The organism is Streptomyces sp. NBC_01142, assembly GCF_026341125.1.
In the GTDB taxonomy this organism is placed as follows: Bacteria; Actinomycetota; Actinomycetes; order Streptomycetales; family Streptomycetaceae; genus Streptomyces.
The window spans coordinates 2,472,845-2,496,670 of sequence record NZ_JAPEOR010000002.1 but is presented as its reverse complement, the minus strand read 5'-3'; the positions used below and the strand labels follow the sequence as shown (position 1 = coordinate 2,496,670).

Sequence of the window (23,826 nt, the reverse complement as noted above, 5' to 3'; positions counted from 1 at the left end):
AATGCAACGAAGGAAAGGGTCAAGAGGGCATGTAAAAGGAGACAGTTCCGGTGCTGTCGCACACGGCCGGATTTGCTCAGTCCTGCCCGGCCGCGGCGCGAGCGTTCTCGATGGGGGACGGGTCGTAGCGCAGCAGAGCGGGCTCGACTGCGCACGGCGAAACGCGCCGCCAGGCCGGGCGCCGGTCGAGGCCGACCTCGTGCCATGGCCGTTCCGCGCGTGCCTCGGTCATGCCGGTTTCGCCGCCCACAGGCTCACGCTCCACACATCCCCGTGCCCCAGTTGCGGGCCGCGCTCCTCGTGGTCGTCGTTCACGATCACGGCCACACTCGCGCCCGGCGCCCGGTAGCGGTGTTCCAGGAAGCCTCCCTGGTCCACCTCCTTGAGGCAGTCCACTCCCGCGACCCGGGACAACGCCTCGCGCAGGTCGGTCCAGGCGAGGTACCGCGGGAAGTCGACACGCATCCCCGCCCGCCATTCCTCCGCCCGCTCACGTCCCCCGGCCAGCCGATGCAGTTCAACCGTCACACCCGACATCACCCACTCATGCTCCGGGTCCGCGTTGAAGGCGAACTCGAAGAAGCCGTAGTCCCGGCGGAGGTGGCTCCGGCCGTCGCCGATGTCGTCGAAGAAGCTGCAGTCGATGGCCCGGTCGACCTCGTCGAGAGTGGAGCCGGGCCCCACTCCGTGCAGCCGTCCCGTCGTGATGAGGGAGACCAGGAACGGAATCGCCTCGGTCACGGTGACTTCCCCTCCTCGTGCACACCCACGTACACATCCACGTGCGTGCTCTCCGCCGCACTTCATGTCCGTGGGATACGAGCGATCGCAGTGGTCCCCCGAAGGCTTGATCAGAATGTCGGGCTCAGCGTAGGCACCCACGCGCGGGCGCGGATCAGTACTCCTGCTCAATCCGCTCGTTGCCCGCACCTCACAGGCGGCTCGTATGCTCGATCCATGACGGATCACCAGCACGGACGTCCCGAACGCCCCACCGAGAACGCGATGCGCCGCGCCCTCAAGCGGGCCAGGGACGGGGTCGCCCTCGACACCGCCGAGGCCGCCGTGCTGCTCCAGGCCCGCGGGGACGATCTCAAGGACCTGGCCGCCTCCGCCGCGCGGGTGCGGGACGCCGGGCTCGAGGCCGCCGGGCGGCCCGGTGTGATCACGTACTCGAAGAGCGTCTTCATCCCGCTCACCCGGCTGTGCCGTGACAAGTGCCACTACTGCACCTTCGCCACCGTCCCCGGCAAGCTGCGCCGGGCCGGTCACGGGATGTTCATGTCGCCGGACGAGGTTCTGGACATCGCCCGCCGCGGCGCCGAGCTGGGCTGCAAGGAAGCGCTGATCACGCTCGGGGACAAGCCCGAGGACCGCTGGCCCGAGGCGCGCGAGTGGCTGGAGGCCGAGGGGTACGACGACACCATCGCGTACGTACGGGCGATGTCGATCCGCATCCTGGAGGAGACCGGGCTGCTGCCGCACCTCAACCCGGGCGTGCTGTCCTGGACGGACTTCCAGCGGCTCAAGCCGGTCGCGCCGTCGATGGGCATGATGCTGGAGACCACGGCCGAGCGCCTGTGGAGCGAGCCCGGCGGGCCGCACTACGGCTCCCCGGACAAGGAGCCCGCCGTCCGGCTGCGTGTTCTGGAGGATGCCGGGCGCAGCTCCGTCCCCTTCACCAGCGGGCTGCTGATCGGCATCGGCGAGAACCACGAGGAGCGCGCGGACTCGCTGTTCGCGCTGCGCCGCATCTCCCGCGCCTACCACGGCATCCAGGAGCTCATCATCCAGAACTTCCGCGCCAAGCCGGACACGGCGATGCGCGGGATGCCGGACGCGGAGCTGGACGACCTGGTCGCCACCGTCGCCGTCGCCCGGCACATCATGGGCCCCTCCGCCTGTCTGCAGGCGCCGCCGAACCTGGTGGCGGGCGAGTACGCCCGGCTCATCGGCGCGGGCATCGACGACTGGGGCGGGGTGTCGCCGCTGACGCCCGACCATGTGAACCCCGAGCGCCCCTGGCCGCAGATCGACGAGCTGGCCGAGCAGTCGGCGGCGGCCGGCTTCCGGCTCGAAGAACGCCTCTGCGTCTACCCGGAGTTCGTCCGGCGCGGCGAGCCCTGGCTGGACCCCCGGCTGCTCCCGCACGTACGGGCGCTGGTCGACGAGGAGACCGGGCTGGCCCGCGAGGACGTCAAGCCCGTGGGCCTGCCCTGGCAGGAGCCCGACGAAGGGTTCACCGCCTCCGGCCGTACCGATCTGCACCGCACCATCGACACCAGCGGTCGTACCTCCGACCGGCGCGACGACTTCGACGAGGTGTACGGGGACTGGGAGGCACTGCGCGAGGCCGCGGTGCCCGGCATGGTGCCGTCCCGTATCGACGGCGACGTACGACAGGCCCTGAGCCGGGCCGCCGACGACCCGACGAAGCTCACCGACGACGAGGCGCTCGCGCTGCTGCACGCGGACGGGCCCGCGCTGGACGCGCTCACCCGCATCGCGGACGAGCTGCGCCGCGACGTGGTCGGCGACGACGTCACGTACATCGTCACGCGCAACATCAACTTCACCAACGTCTGCTACACTGGCTGCCGTTTCTGCGCCTTCGCCCAGCGTCGTACGGACGCGGACGCGTACACGCTCTCGCTCTCCCAGGTCGCCGACCGGGCCGAGCAGGCGTGGGAGGTGGGCGCGGTCGAGGTGTGCATGCAGGGCGGCATCCACCCCGACCTGCCGGGCACGGCGTACTTCGACATCGCGCGCGCCGTGAAGGAGCGCGTGCCGGGCATGCATGTGCACGCCTTCTCCCCGATGGAGGTCGTCAACGGCGCCACGCGGACGGGGATGTCGATCCGCGAGTGGCTGACGGCGGCGAAGGAGGCGGGGCTCGACTCCATCCCGGGCACGGCCGCCGAGATCCTCGACGACGAGGTCCGCTGGATCCTCACCAAGGGCAAGCTGCCGACGGCCAACTGGATCGAGGTCGTCAAGACCGCGCACGAGCTGGGCATCCGGTCGAGCTCGACCATGATGTACGGACATGTGGACCAGCCGCGGCACTGGCTCGGCCACTTCCGCACCCTGGCCCGGATCCAGCAGGAGACCGGTGGTTTCACGGAGTTCGTGACGCTGCCGTTCATCCACACCAACGCACCCGTGTATCTCGCGGGCATCGCCCGGCCCGGTCCGACGACCCGCGACAACCGTGCCGTCACCGCGATGGCACGCCTCCTCCTCCACCCGCACATCACCAACATCCAGACCAGCTGGGTCAAGCTGGGCCAGGAGGGCGCGGCCGAGATGCTCCGCTCCGGGGCGAACGACCTGGGCGGCACCCTCATGGAGGAGACCATCTCCCGGATGGCGGGCTCCAGTTACGGCTCGTACCGCTCGGTCCAGGATCTGATCGCCATCGCGGAGGAGGCCGGCCGTCCGGCGAAGCCGCGTACGACGCTGTACGGAGAGGTGCCGCAGGAGCGGCAGCAGGCGGCCACCGCGTCGGACGGGCATCTGCCGGAGCTGCTGCCGGTGATCTCCGACTAGCAGGTGGCCCCATGGGCGAAGGCTGGACCGTACGGCGGTGGGGGCAGGCCGCCCGGCTCGAGCTGAGACTGGACTCGGGCTGAGACTGGACTCGGGCTGAGACTGGAGGAGACGTACCACCTGCTGTGCGCGCAGCCGGGTACGGCGTTGCCGCGGGCGCTGCGGTACGGGGTCGAGGCCTGCCGCGCAGGCTCGGTGGCGGCGCGGCACCGGGCATTGGCTCTGGGGCTCGATGAGGCTGCTGGTCGCCCAGACCCGCTCACCGGCCGATGCGGGGCGCGCCGCGGTGCATCCGGACGCAGGCCGGTCGCTGAGGCCTTCGCCGATTTCGACCGGTTCCAGCCGCTCGGCGCGGACCCCGCCGAGCCGGACCCGGAGCCCCTGGTGCGCCGCCTCACCGACGTGCGGGATACGGCGACACCCACCGACAGTGGGCAAAACCGGCCAGATGCCCGTCTGTCCACATACCGTAGCGATCCGATTCAGGCTCCTGAGTCGACCTTCCCGGTCGATTACAGTGCTGCGCCTGGCATACGTTCGACATCGGGAGGGGCGCGGTGAGCTCAGCAGCCACAGCCGTCTGGGGCCGTGCCGAGCAGCAGGACTTCCGTGCACGCGTGCGCGGCTCCCTGCTCGGCGGCGCCATCGGCGACGCGCTCGGTGCGGGGGTCGCCACGCTCACCCTCGAGGAGATACGCGCCGCCCACGGCCCGGACGCCGTCGTCGACCTCGTGCCCGCACACGGCCGGCGCGGCGCCGTCACCTCCGCCACCCAGCTGACCCTCTTCACCGTCGACGGGCTGATCCGCGCCCAGGTCCGCCGCGACACCGGCGCCTGGCACCCGCCCACCGATGTGCACCGCGCGCACCTCAGATGGGCTGCCACCCAGCGCGACTGGGGCCCCGACGAGCGCCGCAAGGACAATGGCTGGCTCGCCCGCGAAGAGTGGCTCTACAGTCGCCGCGACCCGTCCCCGGCCAGCCTGATCGGGCTCGCCGACGAGAGCATGGGCACCCTGGAAGCACCCAAGAATCCCACCGCGCGCGACGCCGGCGCGCTGGTGCGCTCCGCGCCCTTCGGCCTGCTCGTCGGCTGGGAGCCGCACCTGGTGTGCCAGCTGGCCGTGGAGTGCGCCGCCCAGACCCACGGCCACCCCACCGCGTATCTCTCCGCAGGCGCGCTCGCCGTCATCGTGCACGGACTGGCCCGCGGCGAGACCCTTGACGGCTCCGTGCAGCGCGCCCTGGCCCAGCTGGCCCCGCGCCCGGGGCACCAGCCCGTCACGGACGCCCTCAAGGAGGCGCTCGGCGCCGTACGGCAGGGCATCCCGGGTCCCGCCAGGATCGCCGCCCTCGGCGAGGGCCACTACGCCGAGGACGCCCTCGGCATCGCCGTCTACTGCGCCCTCGTCGGCGAGGACATCCGGCACGGTCTGCGGCTCGCCGTGAACCACGACGGCCCCTCCGAGATCACGGGCGCGCTGACCGGCTCGCTGCTCGGCGTGCTGCACGGCGAGACGGCGCTCCCGCCCGCCTGGCTCTCCGAGCTGGAGGGCCGTCCCACCGTGCTGGAACTGGCCGACGACTTCGCGATGGAGATGACGCAGGGCCCGGCCCTGCACGGCCCCACGGTGAACGCGCCCGGCTGGCTGGCCCGCTACCCGCGCACCTGAACAGCGCGAGGTCAGCCGTCCGCATCCTGGCGGCCGAGCACCTTCGCGTCGGCGGCTCGGGGGCTCCGGGGGTTCGGGCGGCCCCTGCTGCTCCGGCGGCTCGGGTTGCTCGGGCGGCTGCGGCGGCCCCGGCGGGCGTCGGCAACAGCCCGGCGGCGGCCGCACCGCTGCCGTCGTCGTCGTTGATGATCAGGGCAAGCACCGCGTCGCGCTCCGGGAGGCCCCCGGCACAGCGAGAGACCGCACGGGATGCGGGTCCCGTGCGGCCGAGAAGAGGTGAAGCCGACAGTCCTCACCGTGGGCGTGTTGCTACCGCATCAGTTCGCCGGCATTGACCAGAAGCGACTGGCCCGTGATCGCCCGGGCCCGGTCGGAGGCGAGGAAGGCCGCGGCCTCCGCCACGTCTCCGTCCGTGGCCAGCTCGGGCAGAGCCATCCGCTCGGTGAGCCGCTCCAGCACCTCCGGCTCCGGCACCCCTTCGGTGTGCGCGGTGAACCGGACGTACGCCTGGACCGGCGGCCCCCACATCCAGCCGGGCAGCACGGTGTTCACCCGGATCCGGTGCGGCCCCAGCTCGCGCGCCAGCGAGTACATCGCCGAGGTGAGAGCTCCCTTGGATGCCGCGTACGCCGCCTGCCACACCTGTGAGGGCGCGGCCACGGCCGACTGCGTACCGATGATGACGACCGACCCGCCCCGCTCCTTGAGCGCGGGCAGGCAGGCGCGGGTCATCCGCAGCGTGCCCAGCAGGTTCACATCGATGACCCCCTGCCAGGTCGCGAAGTCCGCGTCCTCGAGGCCCCCGAAGCAGCTGTCCCAGGCGGCGACATGGACGACCGCGTCGATCCTCCCGAAGCGCTCGAGCGCGAGCGCGGCCAGCGCGTCGCACTGTGTCTCGTCGGTGATGTCCGTGGCGCGGCAGGCGGTCCGCCCGCCGCCGGGATCGATCTCGCCGGCCGACTTCGCGAGATTCGCCTCGGTACGCGCGCCGAGGACCGCGTTGCCCCCGTCCCGTACGACGGTCGCGGCGATCTGATGGCCGAGCCCGGCGCCGACACCGGAGACGATCACGGTCTTCCCCTGGAGCAGCATTCTGGGCGCCTCCCGGCTCTGGCAGTTCTCCTGACGGAGCGTCAGAGTAGGTCCCTCCAACGGAGGAAGGAAGGGGAGCGTCATGAGCGAGGACACACGCCGGGAGGCCTACGCGGAGCTGGCGGGCGTCGGCCCGTACGGAGTGCACCCCGGCCACGCCCTGATCACCATGGTCGAACCGCATCCGGGCCATGAGTTCGCGTACAACCGCTGGTACGAGGACGACCACTACTACGCGGGCGCGATGGCGATGCCCTGGATGTACGCGGGGCGGCGCTGGGTCGCCACCAGGGACCTCCAGCTCCTGCGCTACCCGGAGAAGTCCGCGGTGGCCCAGCCGGTGACCGCGGGGTGCTACCTCTCCACGTACTGGATCACCGACGGCCGCTACGGCGACCATATGAAGTGGACCGTGGGGATCAACAAGCGGCTGAACCGGGACGGCCGGGTCTATCAGGACCGTACGCACGTGTTCACGGCCTTCCAGGACCACAGGGCGACCGTCTACCGCGACGGGGCGGCGGGTCCGCGCGACTATCACGCGCTGGACCATCCGTACGCCGGCCTGGTGGTGGAGGTCATCGATACCGAGGGGCCGGAGCAGCGGGCGGAGCTGCTGGAGTGGCTGCGGACGAAGCATCTGCCGAAGCGGCTGGCGGGCTCTCCCGCGGCGATGGTGACCGTCTTCCGGCCGACGCCACTGCCGGGCGACAGGATGACCTATGTGAAACAGGTGGAGGGCGTGGACAGCCGCCTGACGCTGCTGTGGTTCCTTGAGGAGGACCCGAGGGAGCGCTGGGAGTCTTCCTTCGCCGGTCTCGACGCAGCGGTCGTCGAATCGGGGCTGGGCCGGGTGGAGCTGGTGGCTCCCTTCATCCCGACGGTTCCGGGCACCGACCGCTACGTCGACCAACTGCGCTGATCGGGCAGGGAGGCGCGGGCCGGCTTGTGCCTTGTCGACGGCGGCATCCACCTGACAGCCCTATGCGCCGCACCTATTGTGGTCGTTCGGCCCAGGTGCTGACGGGGCGTTGACGGAGTGGGGGCGTTGATGGAAGCGCAGATGATTGATCTCGCGCGGGCTGCGGGGACCGCCGTGGTCACGCTCATGGCCACGGATGCGTGGGAAAGGACGCGCGACGGTGTCGTCGCCCTGTGGCGGCGGGCCAGTCCCTCACGCGCCGACGGAGTCGAGGAGGAACTGGAGGCAGCCCGGGACGACCTCCTCGCGGCCAGGGAGAGTGGGGACGACCTGACCGAACGGGAGCTGCGCGAGGCATGGACTGGACGTGTGCGGCGTCTTCTCCGTGAGCGGCCGGAAGTGGCGTCGGAATTGCGACAGATCCTCGCCGAGCTTGATCCCGAACTGCAGGACGGTGCACCAAGGACAGTGCAGATGCGTGCGGAAGCGTCTGGCAGCGCCCGTGTCTATCAGGCGGGCCGCGATCAGCACATCAACGAACGGTGAGCGGGGCCGAACGAGACGCAGAGCATATGGTGCAGGGGCGCGCATCAGGCCAAGGCCGCGTCTACCAGGCGATCGGCGACCAGTACGTAACAGAGCATCATCACCACTACGCTCCGGATGAGCCTCCGGATCTCTTCGGGCCGTCGATGCGGCGAACGATTGTGCGGGCGCAAGCTGGTCGGCTCCGTTCCGAGCGGCCAGCCCCGGATTCGGTGCGCACTCCGCTGGTAGGACGAACTCCTCTGGTCCTTCGGGACCGGGAGGAACTCATACGCAGTCTGATGGATGCGGCTCAGAATCAGACCGGGGGAATTCACGTTCTTCACGGCCTTGGCGGCTGTGGCAAGACGGCGGTTGCTCAGGCCGTATTCAACGCGGCCACACAGCAGGGCGGGCGCATCGGCCTCTGGGTGAACGCCTCCGAACGGGTCACTCTCCGGGCGGGAATGCTGGCGGTGGCGGCTGACCGTGGAGCGGAGTCAGTCGAGTTGGCTGCTGCGCGCGATGGCCTGCGCGCCTCGGCTGATCTCGTCTGGCACTACCTGAACTACTCATCGCAACCGTGGGTCCTCGTTCTGGACAATGCGGATGACCCAGCAGCGCTCGGGGAAGGCACGTGGCTTCGGCCGAGTCCGCAGGGCACGGTGATCGTCACCACGCGACAAGCCAGTTCCCATGTGTGGAACGGAGCGGAACTTCACAGTGTGGGCGTGCTTCCCGTGGAGGACGCCGCCCAGGTGCTTCGCGATCTTGCTCCACGAGCCGGCACAGCCGAAGAGGCCGAGACAGTGGGCTTGACTGCCTGCCCCTCGCTCTCACCTTGGCTGGATCCTTCCTGTCTCGTCAACTCTTGGAGAGCTGGTCCATGAGCGACTACCACCGGCATCTGGACGACAGTCCTACGGAGCTGATCGACCGAGGGGCGGTTCCACGTGGCTCCGAGACGAATGGGCGTCAGCTCGTTGGCCGGACCTGGGAGATCTCGCTGAGGGCTCTCGCGGGCGAAGGGATTCCTGAATGCGCGACGCTTCTGCGCTTGTTGTCCTGCTGGAGTTCGGACCCGGTACCGCTCTCACTGCTTCTCCCCGGAGCGGTTGATGCAACGGGCTTGAGCACTGTCGATCCGCCATTGCCTGGACAGAAGGTCGAAGTTGCTCTTCGTGGCCTGCTGGACCATTCGATGGTTTCACTCGTGGAATCTGAGGAAAGCGGTGAGGTGGTGCGTTGCGTAAAGGCGCATGGCGTTCTGCTCGACAGTGTTGCGGCTGCGGTACCAAACGAGGCGCGGCCGCTCCTCGTTGCATCCGCCGCACGTCTGCTCGAGGGAGAGGTCCCTGCGCAGACCCTGGGAGCAGGGGCCGCTGACGGGGTTCGGCGTCTCGTTCCACATGCGACGAACCTGCTCCGGCGAGTGCAGGACGCCGGCACCGCGCCCATGGTGGCCGATGTCGCGACTCGCGTGGCGGGACACGTTTTCGCGAGCGGCGACTACCAAGCCGCTCTGTTTCTGGCCCAAGCTGCCGCGGCGACGGCGCAGCAGTTGCTGGGATCGGATCATCCAGCGGTATTTCGTGCTCACCATCGGGCAGCCGTGGCACTGTTCAGGCTCGGCCGTTTCGAGGAGTCCGTGGCCCTGCACCGACAAGTGCTCGATGACAGGGAACAGGTGTTGGGTGCGGAACATCCGGAGACCTTGGAAAGCCGTCAAGATATTCATGAGCCGCTTGGACAGTTGCACAGGCTCGAAGAGTGCATGGCGACGCTGCGGGCCACGGAGCGAATTCGTGCCCGAGTGTTGGGCGGCGATCATCCCGACACCCTATATGCCCGAGCGCTTCTCATTGAATACTTGGCGGTGTCAAACGCAGTCGAGCAGTTCGATAGAATCGGCCCGCCGACTGTAGCCGCCTCCGAGCAAATCCTCGGAGAAGACTCCTTCATCACTGTGACCGGTCGCCACAATTTCGCATACGGTCTCTACCGTTTCGGCCGGTGGGAGCAAGCGGAGTCGGTTGCCCGAAGGGTTTTGTCGGATCGCGAGCGTCTGCACGGCGCCAACCATCCGTTGGCTCTTTCAGCCGTGGTCCTGTTGAGCTGGATCCTCGAAGAGCGTGGACGGTTTGCGGAGTCCATCTCTCTCGGGCGTCGGGCCGTGGCTGGCCAGGAGCGCGCCCTTGGACCGGAGCATCCGTATCTGCTCGCGAGTCGAGCAGGGCTGGCTGCTTCTCTCGCGGCCTCCGGCGACCTGGCTGAGGCGCAGGCCCTGGCTCGGGAGAATCTGCCTCTGTGTGAGCGTGTCCTCGGGGCGAATGACCCCGTCACGGTGAAGACTCGCACCCTCCTTGACGGTCAGTAGGGCGACCGGGCAGCAAGCAGCCCCCTCGGCTAGGACGGCGGGCCAGTCGAGAGGGCTTGACTCACGCTGCGACTTATGTGGTCGGTGTGCTCAATTCAGGCACCGGGAGGCGTGGTTCGGCCGACATCGAGGATGAACGTCGACCACGCCTCCGCGCTGAGGCCGAGGGTTCCGCTGCGAGGATTCTTCGAATCGCGGATAGCGACTGTGCGGCGATCCTCTGCCCTGACTTCCACGCAATCTCCGTTGACGGCGGAGTACGAGGACTTGGTCCATTCCGTCAGCGCGTCATGCCGAATCAGCATAGTGACTCCGATGGTTGTGCCAGTTGTTGGGCCTTGTGCGCCCAGCCGCTGGGGGCAGCGGCTCTGCGATCGACGCTACGCCGCAACATCACCGGAGGTAGGTGGTGTTCACCCATCCGGATGGCATATTCCTTCGGGATCTTCTCAGTTGATGCTGCACAGGTGTAAGGTGCGCGCCGCCCCCTCGTTGCTTGATCACGAGCCGCAGCTTTCCGCTACTTTGTGAATGAACTCGCGGGATTGCTCGGCGCTCAGCGCCTTGGCCCGCAGGTGCTCGTACATCACGGCGTAGCTCTGGACGTCGTTGGCCTTCTCCAGGTAGAGGTCGCTGGTGACTCCCTCCAGGTAGACCACGCTGGCGTCCATCGCTTCCTGAAACTCGAGGATGGCGAACTTGCCGTACATGCCCGGATGCGCCCCGACGTCGTACGGCAGTACCTGCAGCGTGACGTGCGGCTGTTCACTCAACTGCGCGAGATGTCTGAGCTGGTCAGCCATGATCTGCCGATCGCCGACGATGCGTCGCAGCAGTGCTTCATCGATCACCGCCCAGAAGCGGAGGGGGTTCACCGGATCGGTGAGGCGATCCTGACGCTTGAGGCGGATCTGAATGCGCTTGTCGATCTCGCTGGGTGTGGCCTCGGGCCACATCCCCTCGATAACCGCCTGCGCGTACTCTCGGGTCTGAAGCAGACCGGGAACGATCAGTGATTCGTACACGCGGAGGCTCGCCGCGTCGGTCTCCAGGCCGATGTAGACGCTGTACGGGATGTCGCCGAAGGCGTGCCACCAGCCCTGCTGGCGCGAGTCCTTGGCCATCTGCATCAGCGAGTCGACGATCCGGTGGTCCTCGACCTCGTACACCCCGCACAGATCGCGGACATCGCGCTGGCTGATGGAGCGGCGGCCGTTCTCGAGACGGCTGATCTTCGACTGGGAGACGAGCAGGCGCTCCGCCACCTCTTCGGCCGTCATGCCCTTGAGCTCTCGGAGCCGGCGCAGCTCCTGGCCCAATCGGCGTCGCCTGACGGTGGGGTTGACGTTGGACGCCACGGAAACTGCACCTCCGGCTGCGTAGCTGTGCGTATCTACTGCTCAGCAGACTGCCACCAATGGTCGTTGCTGCGCTGCAAAATGGCTACACGCGCGAACGCGCGGGGCAGCCTGGTGGCTGCCCCGCGCGTCTTGTGCGGCTCCCGAACCGGGTCGTGGGGACGTCGGTGCGGCGGTATTGCGGTGCGGTGGGTGGATCTGTGTTCAGGGTGGTACTCAGTGAGCGGCGACGTGGGCCATGCTGCCGTGGCGTGGTTGCATCGCTACGGCCGCAGGCTGGCGGTTGCCGACCGGGGCGGGCGTACGGCGGGGCTGAGCGGCCGCACCGTTCTGGACGTCCATCACGGCGTGCGCCACGAGTCCGCCCATGGGGTCGTGCCTGATGAGGTCCCGCAGACGGGACCTCGAGGAACGCCCTTCGTTCCCGGGGTACAGGTGCTTGCCGAGTCCGACCGCGTGGGCCAGCGCGGCGAGCGCCGCGGTCCGCGGGTCCGGCGGTACACCGGTGCGGATCGCACTGTCCAGCCGGGCCCTGATGTCCCGGCTGATTGCCGTCTCCGTCGCTTGGTAGCGAGTCGTCGGCAGTACTCCGCACATCTGGCCCGCCACGGCATGCACCATGCCGCACCGCTCCAGATGCGAGAGGTAAATCTGACGCAACCCCAGTCGGGGCCCGCCAATCCAATGGACCGCCCGAACCGGGCTGCCGCGCCTGCGCAGCAGTTCCAGTGCGGAGTCCAGAGTCGGATCTCCGGTCGGCCGTGGCATCACCACGGCGATACGATCCCCGTCTGGGGCTATCCGTCCTGCCAGAGCCAGCTCTACTAGCTGTGCCCCGGCCAGGCCGAGGTCGAGCGACTGCGGCTGCGCTGTGGTACCCGTTGCCGGGTCCAGAGCGAGCAGCAGAAGCTCCTCCGGAAGTGTTCTGCGGCTCCTGCCCATCCATGCCTCCCCGCGTGGATGAATGACAGGGTGACCCCTCTCACATTGGTCTGTCGAGAGCGCCTGGGTGCTTTGTACGGGAACCGTTAGGTATGTCGTTCTCGTCTAGGCACTGGGGCCGAGGGCTCACACAGGACACTGGTAGATGGTTCGGACAACACGGGCTGTCGCTTGACGGCGCCTGGTACGACGTAGGCACGGCGTATGACGCATGACTCATGGAGGAGGCACGGTGGCGGGCGAGTCCCCCGACAAGTCGGAGCAGCGGAAGTCGTCGGGGGAGACGACTCCGGGCGAACGCGACCCGCGGCTCGCCGTGTTCCGTCAGGCATCCCCCGGGGCGACGGCCCCCGGGGTGGACCAGCCGACGGCGGTCTTCAAGACGGTACCTCCGGAGATGACCGAGACCTCGGTGACCGAGACCCCGGCGACCGTGGAACCGGACACGGCAGCGGGCACGGCAGCGGGCACGACGTCGGGCTCGGCGTCGGGCCCGGTGGCGAACGACGTGAGGCTGCGCGCGGCGGTTGCGGCGTGGGTGGCGAGCGCGGACGACGACGGCGACGGGAAGCCGGGGGGCGAGGGCGACGCAGCTGCGGCCTCGGAGGCCGGACAGGGCGACGGCGCGTCTGACGGCGGCGCTGCCGCGTCGACGGCGGACCCCGCAGAAGACGTGGCCGACCGGGAGCCCGGGCAGGCGGAGGCAGAGGCAGAGACAGAGGCAGAGGGCTGGGGCGACGGCGCGTCTGACGACGCCGCTGCTGCTTCGCCGGTGCACCGGGCCGACGACGGCCAGGGTGACGACGACCAGGCCGACGGCGCCTCTGACGACGCCGAGCGGGCTGCCGCCTCGGCGGTGGACCGGGCCGACGACGCGCCCGCGCCGGCGGTTGAGCCCGAGCAGGCAGAGCGCGAGGGCGCCGATGCGTCCGACGACGCGGAGCCGGCTCTCACCTCGGGGGCGGACCGGACCGACGATGCGTCGGGCGACGCTCCCGCGGATGCGGCGTGCTCGGATGCCGCCGCCTCGCCGGCCGGGTCTGCCGATACGACGGCAGCGGCTGACGAGGAGACCTCGGCCGACGCGAGGACATCGGCCATCGATGAGGCCCCGGGCGGCGAGGACGCCGACGGGACTCCGGACGGCGGGTCCGACTCAGGACCTGCCGAGTCCGCCGAGCCCGCGGAATCCGCCGAGCCCGCGGAATCCACCGAGTCCGCGGAATCTACCGAGCCCGCAGAATCTGCGGAAGCAAAGGGCGAGGGCACCCCCGCCGCCCCCCAGCGTGGCGTCGATCAGCCAACCGCCGTGTTCAAGGCTCTCCGGCGGCCCGCCGTCGACCAGCCGACCACCGCGCTCAAGGTGCCCCCGGTACCCAAGCCCAAGCCGGAGTCGGACGCCGAGCGCACCAGCACGTTCGTACCCCTGCAGGCCGATGACGTGCGGACGCCCAGCGCCCGCAAGCCCGAGGCGGCCGCCCCTTCGTGGGCGAAACCCGCAGCGGCCGCCCCGGCCGCGCCCGCGGCCCCCGCACCCGCCTCGCTCACCGAGGCCGAGCGGACCAAGCAGCAGCCGATGCCTCCGCTGCCGCCGCTCGATCTGCTCGCCGAGCTGACCAACACCCCGCCGCCGCCTCAGACCCCGGTCCGTACGGTCGTCCGGCGGGTCAAGATCTGGACGCCGCTCCTCCTCCTGCTCCTGGTCATCTTTGCGGTCGTACAGATCGTGCGCCCGCTTCCCGCCCCCACGCTCGGGCTCTCCGCCGAGAGCACCTACGTCTTCAAGGGCGGCCCGCTCAACCTGCCGTGGCCCGACGAGGGCCAAGGAGCCGTGGAGGTCGAGGGCGTCGGCAGCATCGGTACGTACGGCGCCCAGAAGCCCGCGCCCATCGCGAGCATCGCGAAGACGATGACGGCGTACGTGATCCTCAGGGACCACCCGATCAAGGGCTCGGAAGTCGGTCCGAAGATCACGGTCGACAAGAAGGCCGAGGAGGAGTCCAAGCTCCCCTACGAGTCGACCGCGCCGATCAGTGAGGGGCAGGAGTTCACCGAGCAGCAGATGCTTCAGCTGCTGATGATCCCCTCCGGGAACAACGCGGCACGTCTGCTGGCCCGCTGGGACTCGAAGTCCGAGGCCGAGTTCGTCAAGAAGATGAACGACGCGGCCAAGGACCTCGGCATGACCAACACCACCTACACGGATCCGAGCGGCCTGAAGGCCACCACCGTCTCCACCCCGGAGGACCAGCTCAAGCTGGCCAAGGCGGTCATGCAGAACAAATTGTTCCGGGACATCGTCGACACGACGCTGACCACGGTCCCCGGCGTGGACGGGCAGATCAGGAACAACAACGACAAGGCTCTGCTGAAGAACGGCGTCGGCGGCATCAAGACCGGTTCGTCCACCCCGGCCGGCGGCAATCTGCTCTGGTCGGCCAACACCATCGTCGACGGCGAAGTGCGCCGCATCGTCGGCATTGTGATGGGAATCCAGAAGGCCGACACTCTCGACAAGAAGCTGACGAAGGCGATCGACCACAGCATCGAGGTGATCGAGGCTGCTCAGGGCGGTGTCACGTCCGCCACCGTCATCAAGAAGGGCGATGTGGTCGGGTACGTCGACGACGGCCTCGGCGGACGGACCCACCTCGTCGCCACCAAGAATCTCAAGGCGGTCGGCTGGGGCGGCCTCAAGGTCGACATCGAGATCGCGGACGGCGGCAAAGCGGTCCCGCACTCGGCCACGGCGGGCACCGTCGTCGGCCAGGTCTCGGTCGGGTCCGGCACCGGCAAGGTCACCGCGCCGGTCGCGCTGCAGCAGGACCTGGCGGAGCCCGGCGTCGGCGCCAAGCTGATCCACATCGGCTAGCACCGCGCGGACGGCGAGGGCGCCCCGGGATTCCGGGGCGCCCTCGTGCTAGCGTCCCGGGGCAACTTCGGGACGCCGGGACACGTCCTCGAGCATGGAACTCCAACAGCAGAACTCAGAAGCAGAACGCAGAAGCAGAACGCAGAAGCAGAACGCAGAAGCAGAACGCAGAAGCAGAACGCTGACCGCAGAAGCTGATCGCAGTGGCTGAAGCAGAAGTAGCAGCAGCACCACGTACGCCGGAGGTTGGCAGGCCGTCGGGACGACGGCTCGCGGACGGGGAAGACGGGGAGAGCCGCAGTGACCACCGCTGAGCCGACACAGGCGGACGGCAGCAGCACCCGCACGGGGCCGCGAATACGGCCGCCCGTGCCCCGCAAGGCCGATCCCGGCCCCCTGGCCGATCTCCGTGACCGCCTGCTGCGCCGCCCCGTCGCCCTCACGACGGCAGTCGCCGCGCTGGTCCACCTGATCTGGTTCTTCTTCTTCGCCAACAGCGGCGGCGACATCGCGGCCCAGGACGCCTGGGCCGAGTTCGTCGGCCGCCATCCCGACTCCGCGTACAACCTCGCCTGGTACGGCGGGATGCACCCGGTCTCGTACAGCGTCGTCTCGCCGTATCTGATGTCCATCCTCGGCGTCCGTACGACGATGATCGTCGCCGGTACGGTCTCGGCCTCTCTGACCGCGTTGATCCTGGTCCGCGTCCGTGCCGTCCGGAACCCCGTGGCCTGCTCGTTCGCCGGGGTCTTCGCCTTCCTCTGCAATGCGCTCTCCGGCCGGGTGACCTTCGGCCTCGGCCTGATGTTCGCGCTCGGCGCGGTCGCGGCCGTCTTCTGCTGGCCGCGTCGCTGGCGGCGGAAACGCTGGGCGAAGGCGGCCGTAGCCGCCCCGCTCGCCGGACTGGCCACCGCGTCGAGTCCGGTCGCCGGGCTCTTCCTCGGTGTGGTCGCTGCTGCGCTGTTCCTGAACAAACGCCGCCCGGGCGCGTACGCCCTCGGCCTCGCGCCGGTCATGGTCGTGGCGCTCTCCGCCTGGCTGTTCCCGTTCTCCGGTACGCAGCCGATGTCGTTCTGGACGGCGTCGCTCCCCTTCCTCTTCGGGATCCTCGTCCTCGTCCTCGTCCCGAAGCAGTGGCGAACCGTCCGCACCGGCGCGGCCGTCTACGCCTTCGGCACGCTGCTCACCTGGGCGATCGACTCGCAGATCGGGTCGAACGTCTCCCGGCTCGCGATGCTGTTCGCGGGTGTGGTGCTGCTTGCCGCGCTGCCGTACGCCGTGCCGAGCTCCCGCAAGTGGTACGCGCTGGTGATCGCCTTTGCGGGGCTGAACTTCTGGATCGGCTTCAAGGGCGTCGACGACATGGTGCGTACGGCTCCGACGGCGTCCTGGAACCGTGAGCTCGCGCCGCTGGTCAACCGGCTCCAGGAGATCCACGCCGACCGCGGCCGGGTCGAGGTGGTCCCGGCCAGCAGCCACCGGGAGGCCTCCGCGCTCGCTCCGTACGTCATTCTGGCCCGCGGCTGGAACCGGCAGGCGGATATGAAGCGCAATCCGCTCTTCTACGACAAGGACAAGATCCTCACGGCCGACGGCTACCGCGCCTGGCTCGACCGGTGGGCCGTCCACTACGTCGTGCTGCCGACGGGGGCGCCGGACTCCACCGGGGCGGCGCAGGAAGCGAAGCTGGTCAGCCAGGGGCAGCCGTATCTGAAACAGATCTGGAGCGACGCGAACTGGCAGCTGTTCGCGGTGAAGGACCCGGTGCCGCTCGCCGATCCGCCGGCCACGGTGAACCGGGCGGGCGCGGGCGGGCTCACGATCCAGGTGAAGACGGCGGGCCGGGTGCTGATACGTGTCCCGTACTCGCCGTGGCTCAGCATCGTCGACGAGGAGGGCGAGAAGATGCAGCCCCCGCAGGAGACGTCAGAATCGAAGGCGCGCGACGAGGACGGCTCCAGGACCTTCGTCAACCGGCACGGCTGTCTGCTGAAGACGGAGGAGAGTGTGGAGGGCGACGAGTGGACGGAACTGCTCGCGCCGAAGCCGGGGGTGTACCGTCTGGCGGCGCCGTACGACGTATCACGCGGGACGCCCTGCCCCGATGAACTCCGATGAACTCCGCTGACCCCGTTACCTGCGTTAACACCTACCTCCGCCCTGCCCGCTGATGCATAGTGGACTCCCTTGGCATACCGGGCAGTTGGTCTAACGGTTCAGGTGCGACATGGCATGCGAACAATGCGGCGGCAATGGTGACGGCGTGTTCCCCGGGGCGAGATGCCCGGAATGCGGGGCAGTCGGCTCTGCCTACTCGTCCGGCTCAGCGTCCGCGGCCGGCGCGGGTGAGAGCACGCGGGGCGGGGCGCGGGTGGCCGGGGGGACCCTGGCCGGGCGCGTCTCTCTGTTCTCCCGTACCGGAAAGACCCTGCTGGCCGGAGCAGTTGTGCTGACCGCGCTCGCCGTGGTCGTCTCGACGGTGACTCTCTACGGGGACGACGCGGATCCGGCCGGCGCGGATGCGTCCGACGGCGACTCCGGGGCTCCGGGCGACCTGGGAGGCCCCCCGCGGCGGATCGAACCCACGGCGCTGCCCGGCGACTCCGCGTCCCCCTCCCGCTCACCCCTGCCGACGCCGAGCCGGAAGCCCCCGCAGAAGCGCCAAAAGCCCCCGCAGAACGCCAACGGGCCCTCGTACTCCGCCTGGGCGGGGCCCGGCTGCACCGGCGGCGGCCGCTACCTCGAAGGCGGCCGCTTCAACGACGGCGACGACGGCTGGTACACCGTGGACTCCGGCGGGCACCGTGGCGACGGCTGCGACGGCAGCTTCACCGCGATCCCCATGTCGGGCAGTTCGACCAAGGACGCCGGCGGCACGGCGACGTGGTCCTGGTACGTGGGCAGCGGATACACGAGCTGTGCGATAGCCGTCACCATCCCGGAGAGCGACCGCGACGACGATGTGGCGGGGCAGCCGACGACGTACAACGTCCTGGCAGACCCCGACGACGAGGACAGTGCGATCAAGTCCTTCCAGATCGATCAGACCACGTTGCGCGGCAGCGGCCAGATCGTCGAGAAGGTCCCGGTCGTCGACCAGCAGCTGGCGGTGCAGCTGGTCGACCGGGGCGGCCAGGACGGGAACGACGGCCGCGAGGGTGCGCACCACGCGGCGGCCCAGATGAGAGCGGAATGCCGGGCCTGACAGGTCGGTTCGGGCCCGCAGCCCGATCCCGATCCGCCCGATCCCGATCCTGATCCGCCTGATCCGCCTGATCCGACTGCTTGATCCGTACGGTCCGACCCGTCCGTCCGGCGTCAGCTGCCGACGGCCGCCTGCACGGCTTCGTTGCAGGTGGCGCACTCCAGCCGGTCCCACCGGGGCGCATGCCAGGTGGTGGTGTCGGGGGCGGTGTGCGCCGCCCTCTCCATCCCCGCCGTCGTACGGCCGCACATCGTCCGGGCCTCTTCCCACTCCTCGCCATCGGGAAGGGGCCACCTCACCGCGTGCACGCGGATGGGCTGGCGAATGTCGTGCCCGCTGGGGCCGAAGCGGTTCTGTTCCTGTGATGCGTCCTGTATCGCTGTGGCGTACTGACTCATGCGCAGACCCTAGGCCGGAACAGCTCTCCGCGACCCCGAATCGGCCGAACGCCCTCCTGTCTGCCCCTCAGGCGCCCGTCTTGCCGTCGAGCCGCTCGCGGATCAGGTCGGCGTGCCCGTTGTGCCGCGCGTACTCCTCGATCAGATGGACGTAGATCCAGCGCAGGCTGACCGGCTGCTTCCAGAGGGTGCCGGTGTCGTCGAGGGACCGGTCGGCGCATATCGCCTCGCCCCGTGCGATCTCGGCCCGCCACACCGCGAGCGCCTCGTCCAGGTCTCGCTCCGGCGCCAGAGCGAACCCGCTTTTGTTCCCCTCGTACACAGAAGGGACGTCGAGACCGGAGAACACCCGCTGGAACCAGTTCCGTTCGACCTCGGCCATGTGCTGCACCAGTCCGAGTAACGTCATGCTCGACGGCTCGACCGACGCCTGCCGAATTCCGTCCCCCTCCACCCCTTCGCACTTGAGCGCCAGCGTCGCGCGGTGGAACGTGAGCCAACTCTCGAGCATGGTGCGCTCGTCGGCCTCGAAGGGCGGGATGGGCCTTCCGTCTGGAGTCTTCATGAACCAAGACTGACACGCACCACTGACAGCGGGTGGTCATCAAGGGCGAACGGCACAGGTCTTGAGCGCCGGAGGGGCCAGGTAGGCGGAGATGCGCGAGTACGTGACAGGACAGACCCGGGCTCAGCCAACCTGAACTGCCTCAGCGGCAGAGTTCGTCGAGGTCCTCGGAGAAGGTCACGAACTCGGCCTGGGCCTCGGTGATGATCTCCCGGGCGGGCCGGCGCGGGGTGATCGCGTGCAGCTCGGCCAGCTCGGCCATGGCCGCGTCCGGGCGCGCCTCACGGTCCTCGTACAGGGCGGCTTCCATTGGCCCGAAGCCGTCGGCCAGCACCCACAGGAAGTCGGACAGATTCCCGGCCACCACGCCGCGCTCGCCCTCCGAGCCCATGAACACCACGGGCTGCTCGGCCAGGGGCCGCCCCGGCCGCGCGCACCAGATGGCGGCGAGACCGCCGGTGCCGTCCTGCCCGAAGACCCGGTAGGCGCCGCCGTCGAGCTCGTGGTTGCCGGTCCAGTGGCGCAACCAATCGGTGGTCTCCTCGGCGGAGTCGAAGACGTTGTACGGCTCGAAGTCGACGCCCTCACCCTCGTCGCCGTAGTCGAATTCCGCTCGGGCCACATCGGCCAGGGCAGGCGGAAAGCGGCGGTCACTACCAGTCGTCTCGATCATCTGCGCAGGCTAACCGCCCCCACTGACATCGTCGGATGGTCGGACCTGCGGACACCTGCTTCAGGAGTTCGGTCCAGGCGCCGAACAGGACCGGGGTGGCGGGCCCTGTCGGGCGGTCCGACAGGTGCCGTTGCGTGCCTGGGGCCGCCGCTGCTCACAGTCGTTGATGTCAGCGCCGGATGTCGGTCCGACTGATCCGAACCTCAGCCCTCGCTCCTCATGCGGGCTGGTAGTCCCAGAAGCAGTAGGCACAAGCGCCCCGTCCCTCCGCCGTGGCTTCGGCCAGCACGACACGACGCCGAGGGTGAGTTTCCATGCCCAGACCCAGGGCGTACTCCTGCCCTTCCGCGAGGGCCTTACAGGCCGAAGAACGATGGAAGACCCCGCCCCCGGCCGTGATGTAGACGAATTTGACCAAGCCCTCGGGGGGAGGAGCGCAGTCCACGCACTGTTGGACGACTAAGTCGTGTATGCATCGCTCATCCATGACGCCAGATTAATCAGGCGGTCTGACAAGTACCGGCTGGTGCGCACCGCGTTCGAAAACTCGAATGCTTCGTCTCGCGCGGTTCTGGGATCATGCCCGGATGGCCCACCCTCTCGAACCCCTGGTCATCCGGCACACCCACCGCCTCCCTGCCCCCTCCGGACCTGCCGGGCAGGGCAGCGTCGCAGCGCGGCAGTTCGACGCCGCGCTGATGTCCGTGGGCTTCAAGCTCTCGGCGGCCCTGCTGGAGCGTCTGTCGGAACTGTCCGAGGAAACGGTCGTCGACACCGCCGCGCGCACGCTGGACACCGTCCGCGAGATGGTCGGCGACCATGTCCAGCACAACGTCTACTTCGTCGACTTCCCGGCCAACGTGCCGGACACGTTCGACTTCTGGATGCGGTGCATCGCCGAGGCGCTCGCCGACGACGCCTCGCGCGACGGCACACTCGCCCAGCTCCGCACTGGTGTGGTCGACCTGCTGACCCTCCCGTCGTACGGCAACTACCAGCACACGTACGCCGAGATGCTGGCCGCTCACGATGAGCTGATCGCCGCCGCGGGCGACCGCACGACGGTCGTGCACCTGGGCGGTTCCCCGGACGACGAGGTCACCGCGCTGTACCTGGCCCTGGCGGGCAGTACCACTCCGCTCGGCGAAGAGAACCTGCGCGACCTTCGCTCGCTCGCCGAGCACTGCGTCGACAGCCTTCAGCCCGAGGCGATCCCGGTACGGGAGAACCGCGCCGTCATCAACGCCGCCCGCCTGCATGCCGGCCGGGACCTCCTTCTGGACACCGTCACCGACGTACTCCGCCTGGCCTGCGCACTCTCGGACGGCGACGCGGCCCTTGTGGAACCGACCCGTTTCCGGTCGATGCCCCGACCGGTCCGCCGCGCTCTGCTCGCCGGCCTCGACGCGGTGGTCGCGGCCGCGCCTGCCAAGCTCGCCGATGTCACCGCGCACCGCGAGGCGTTCAAGCGCCTCGGTGAGCGCCTCCACCCGCACGAGTACCCGCGCTGGCCGCACGCCGCCGACGTGTTCGCCGTCGCCCGGGGCGAGAAGGAGGCCCGGTCCTTCGAGAGCCGCATCGAGGAACTGCTCGGCATGAACGACGTCACCGGGGCGGCGCGGTTGCTGACGGCCGCCCCGGGCAAACTGTTCCGCTCCCTGGACCGCCTGCTGCGCGCGTGCCTGACCCAGGACGAGCGCGATGCTGTCGTAGCCGCCGCAGAGCAGGTCGCCCCGCAGGTCTCCGGCCGGGTACTGCTGTCGGTGCGCGAGCATCTGCACAACCGCGCCCAGGAGACAGGCGAGCGCCGCGTCTTTGTCAACCGTCGCGGCGGCGCCTGGGTCACCGCCGACAACCGTCCCCTCGTGCTGCCGCCCGAGCGCAAGCGGCTCATCGACGTCCTGGACGCCGAGATACGCGGCCGCCTCCCGGAGCCGGGGCACCTGCTCATCGACCCCGACATCCTCGATGTCGCGCTCCCGCTCAGCGGCAAGGCGACGGCTGCCGGCTTCGGCGTGCTGCCCCGCGGCTCTTTCTCCCCCGTCGAGGGTGACTTGCTGCGCTTCTTCGTCTACTGGAAGCAGAAGAGCCACGACACCGACTACGACCTGTCGGCGCTGATGCTCGACGCCGAGTACGAGACCGTCTGCTGGCTTTCGTACACCGCCCTCACCGAGGTCGAGGGTGAGCACTCCGGCGACATCACGGAGGCACCCGACGGCGCCTCGGAGTTCATCGACCTGCGCCTGAACGCCGTGCGCGGCACCTTCATCGTCCCGCAGGTCAATGTCTTCTCGGGGGAGGGCTTCGAAGCGGTAGAGGAGTCGTTCTTCGGCTTCATGCTCCGCGATGCCGAGCAGCGGGGCCGCCCCTTCGAGGCGCGCACCGTGCGCATGAAGTCGGAGCTGCGCGGGCCGGGCAGGGTCGCGCTGCCGTTGGTGTTCCTGCGCGGGAGCGACGGCCGCTGGCGCGCCAAGTGGCTCCACCTCTACCTCCAGGGCAACCCGAACGCCAACCGGGTCGAGGAGAACCGGGTGTCGGTCGCCACGCTGTTGCGCGGAATCGTTGAGCGCGACTACCTCACGGTCCGGTACCTCACCGGCCTGATGGCCGACCGCGCCACGGCCACCACGCTGTGGGACGGCACGACGGTCCCGGACGGCCCCGTCACCTACATCGGCCTGGAACGCCCGGACGGACTGCATCCGGACTCCCTGATCGTCACCCCGGAAAATCTGCGTGCCCTGATCCCCGGCTGACTGCTAGCGTTGGTCCCGGCGAGGCCATGGACGGGACTTCCTTCTCATCCTCCTTGAACTAGTCCCTCCGCTTTCCTTGCCCTTGACGTCACGCCGGGGTGCCGAACGGCACTCCGGCGTCGTCGTTCTCCCAGGTCCTCGCGATGCGGTGCGCCCCTCTGCGTTCGTAACCCCCACACCTGGACTGACCATCTGGGGCTTGCTGGGGAGGATGGACCAGAATGGGTCAATCCCGACGATCTGAACTTCTCCCAACGCACAGTGTCCCCGAACGACTACGTGGAGAAGATGCGCGCGCGGAACAGAAATGAACTAGGTGAGCCAGTCCCCCCGACGGGACTCCAGGAGAGGCCGCAGCACGTGCGCAACGGGACATGTGAGAAGAAATGACCGCGATCGAACGCCTATGGGAAGACTTTGAGCTTCCCATCAGAGATGCACTCCACTTCACCGACGGGCACTCCTGTGATGTCGCCCTCGACCCCGACGTGCCGAGCGGTTTTAGGGTGCTCGCCCCCTTCGACCTGGATGAGACGCTGGAAGGTGATCCGTCTTGGACATCTTCGGTTGATGGGCTTGCCGCAGTAGACCTGGGGAGCAAGGGGCTACTGTGGGGCGGCGAGGGTTCGTACGGGTCAGATGGGTTCATCGCACGTTTGACTGCTGATCGTGCGCTAATTTGGGCGATCTTCTTCATGGAAGCCAATCCCTTTGATCGGATCCAGCTGTCCAACAACGTCGCTACCTTCAGCTCAACCTCGGGGTTCGAGATCACAGTTGACATCGACGATCCACGAACTCCCATCTCCTGACACATGCGGTGTGCGGTAGCGGACCCAACCCCACCGCCGACCGTTACACCCAGCAGGGTCGTGTTCCGGATTCTGACGGCCCCGCTCGTCTCCTGGCGCCCCGT

The 23,826-nt window shown here is 69.0% G+C and carries 20 protein-coding genes; 11 read left to right on the top strand and 9 right to left on the bottom strand.

Translation table 11 applies throughout. From position 1 onward, the window contains the following. Nucleotides 1-76 precede the first annotated feature (76 nt). Both OG883_RS28735 and OG883_RS28730 read right to left on the bottom strand, forming a co-directional pair. Entirely contained in the window at nt 77-232 is a 156-nt protein-coding gene (locus tag OG883_RS28735) for a hypothetical protein (protein ID WP_266546628.1), read from the bottom strand. After that, nucleotides 229-741, bottom strand: coding sequence for a hypothetical protein (locus tag OG883_RS28730; protein WP_266546626.1), 513 nt, complete (start codon nt 739-741; stop codon nt 229-231). The genes OG883_RS28735 and OG883_RS28730 overlap by 4 nt, the downstream gene beginning before the upstream one ends. Nucleotides 742-957: 216 nt before the next feature. On the opposite strand from OG883_RS28730, the gene OG883_RS28725 reads away from it, so the two are divergent. Both OG883_RS28725 and OG883_RS28720 read left to right on the top strand, forming a co-directional pair. Then, on the top strand, nt 958-3,549 hold the full coding sequence (locus OG883_RS28725; RefSeq protein WP_266546624.1) for a bifunctional FO biosynthesis protein CofGH: 2,592 nt from the start codon (nt 958-960) through the stop codon (nt 3,547-3,549). Nucleotides 3,550-4,106: 557 nt separating this feature from the next. Then, complete coding sequence (locus OG883_RS28720; RefSeq protein WP_266546621.1) at nt 4,107-5,222, top strand: ADP-ribosylglycohydrolase family protein; 1,116 nt, start codon at nt 4,107-4,109, stop codon at nt 5,220-5,222. A 309-nt stretch (nt 5,223-5,531) separates the two neighbouring features. On the opposite strand, the gene OG883_RS28715 is transcribed toward OG883_RS28720, so the two are convergent. Further along, nucleotides 5,532-6,314 carry an SDR family oxidoreductase gene (locus OG883_RS28715; protein ID WP_266546618.1) on the bottom strand — a complete coding sequence of 261 codons (783 nt, stop codon included), beginning with the start codon at nt 6,312-6,314 and terminating at the stop codon, nt 5,532-5,534. A gap of 82 nt (nt 6,315-6,396) precedes the next feature. Here OG883_RS28715 and OG883_RS28710 point away from each other — a divergent pair, with 82 nt between their 5' ends. The 4 genes from OG883_RS28710 to OG883_RS28695 all read left to right on the top strand — a co-directional run bounded on the left by OG883_RS28710 (nt 6,397) and on the right by OG883_RS28695 (nt 10,138). Next, nucleotides 6,397-7,236, top strand: a complete 840-nt coding sequence (locus OG883_RS28710; protein ID WP_266546616.1) for a hypothetical protein — start codon at nt 6,397-6,399, stop codon at nt 7,234-7,236. A 129-nt stretch (nt 7,237-7,365) separates the two neighbouring features. Then, nucleotides 7,366-7,782, top strand: a complete 417-nt coding sequence (locus tag OG883_RS28705; RefSeq protein ID WP_266546614.1) for a hypothetical protein — start codon at nt 7,366-7,368, stop codon at nt 7,780-7,782. Nucleotides 7,783-8,063: 281 nt separating this feature from the next. Then, entirely contained in the window at nt 8,064-8,651 is a 588-nt protein-coding gene (locus OG883_RS28700; RefSeq protein WP_266546612.1) for an AAA family ATPase, read from the top strand. Further along, nucleotides 8,648-10,138, top strand: a complete 1,491-nt coding sequence (locus OG883_RS28695) for a tetratricopeptide repeat-containing protein (protein ID WP_266546609.1) — start codon at nt 8,648-8,650, stop codon at nt 10,136-10,138. Before OG883_RS28700 ends, OG883_RS28695 begins: the two co-directional genes overlap by 4 nt. A gap of 95 nt (nt 10,139-10,233) precedes the next feature. Here the strand turns inward: OG883_RS28695 and OG883_RS28690 are convergent, their stop codons facing one another. From OG883_RS28690 to OG883_RS28680, 3 genes are all read right to left on the bottom strand, one after another. After that, nucleotides 10,234-10,443 (bottom strand): DUF397 domain-containing protein, encoded by a 210-nt coding sequence (locus OG883_RS28690; RefSeq protein WP_266546606.1) that lies wholly within the window; start codon nt 10,441-10,443, stop codon nt 10,234-10,236. Between the two features lie 195 nt (nt 10,444-10,638). After that, on the bottom strand, nt 10,639-11,496 hold the full coding sequence (locus tag OG883_RS28685) for a helix-turn-helix transcriptional regulator (RefSeq protein ID WP_266546604.1): 858 nt from the start codon (nt 11,494-11,496) through the stop codon (nt 10,639-10,641). 216 nt (nt 11,497-11,712) lie between these two features. Then, on the bottom strand, nt 11,713-12,438 hold the full coding sequence (locus OG883_RS28680; RefSeq protein ID WP_266546601.1) for a GPP34 family phosphoprotein: 726 nt from the start codon (nt 12,436-12,438) through the stop codon (nt 11,713-11,715). 211 nt (nt 12,439-12,649) lie between these two features. On the opposite strand from OG883_RS28680, the gene OG883_RS28675 reads away from it, so the two are divergent. From OG883_RS28675 to OG883_RS28665, 3 genes are all read left to right on the top strand, one after another. Then, nucleotides 12,650-15,310, top strand: a complete 2,661-nt coding sequence (locus OG883_RS28675; protein ID WP_266546598.1) for a serine hydrolase — start codon at nt 12,650-12,652, stop codon at nt 15,308-15,310. 300 nt (nt 15,311-15,610) lie between these two features. Further along, nucleotides 15,611-17,428, top strand: coding sequence for an MFS transporter (locus OG883_RS28670; RefSeq protein WP_266546595.1), 1,818 nt, complete (start codon nt 15,611-15,613; stop codon nt 17,426-17,428). A 253-nt stretch (nt 17,429-17,681) separates the two neighbouring features. After that, the gene (locus tag OG883_RS28665; RefSeq protein ID WP_266546592.1) at nt 17,682-18,515 is read left to right on the top strand and encodes an adhesin; all 834 of its coding nucleotides are present in this window, start codon (nt 17,682-17,684) and stop codon (nt 18,513-18,515) included. A gap of 113 nt (nt 18,516-18,628) precedes the next feature. Here the strand turns inward: OG883_RS28665 and OG883_RS28660 are convergent, their stop codons facing one another. The 3 genes from OG883_RS28660 to OG883_RS28650 form a co-directional block, all read right to left on the bottom strand. After that, nucleotides 18,629-18,913: a hypothetical protein gene (locus OG883_RS28660; protein WP_266546589.1), complete on the bottom strand. Its 285-nt coding sequence runs from the start codon at nt 18,911-18,913 to the stop codon at nt 18,629-18,631. Between the two features lie 67 nt (nt 18,914-18,980). Further along, complete coding sequence (locus OG883_RS28655) at nt 18,981-19,478, bottom strand: DinB family protein (protein ID WP_266546587.1); 498 nt, start codon at nt 19,476-19,478, stop codon at nt 18,981-18,983. Between the two features lie 142 nt (nt 19,479-19,620). After that, a complete protein-coding gene (locus OG883_RS28650; RefSeq protein WP_266546584.1) occupies nt 19,621-20,151 on the bottom strand; it encodes an SMI1/KNR4 family protein in 531 nt (176 codons plus the stop codon). A gap of 587 nt (nt 20,152-20,738) precedes the next feature. On the opposite strand from OG883_RS28650, the gene OG883_RS28645 reads away from it, so the two are divergent. Both OG883_RS28645 and OG883_RS28640 read left to right on the top strand, forming a co-directional pair. Beyond that, a complete protein-coding gene (locus tag OG883_RS28645) occupies nt 20,739-22,910 on the top strand; it encodes a hypothetical protein (protein WP_266546582.1) in 2,172 nt (723 codons plus the stop codon). A 386-nt stretch (nt 22,911-23,296) separates the two neighbouring features. Continuing rightward, nucleotides 23,297-23,722, top strand: a complete 426-nt coding sequence (locus OG883_RS28640) for a hypothetical protein (protein ID WP_266546580.1) — start codon at nt 23,297-23,299, stop codon at nt 23,720-23,722. Nucleotides 23,723-23,826 lie beyond the last annotated feature (104 nt).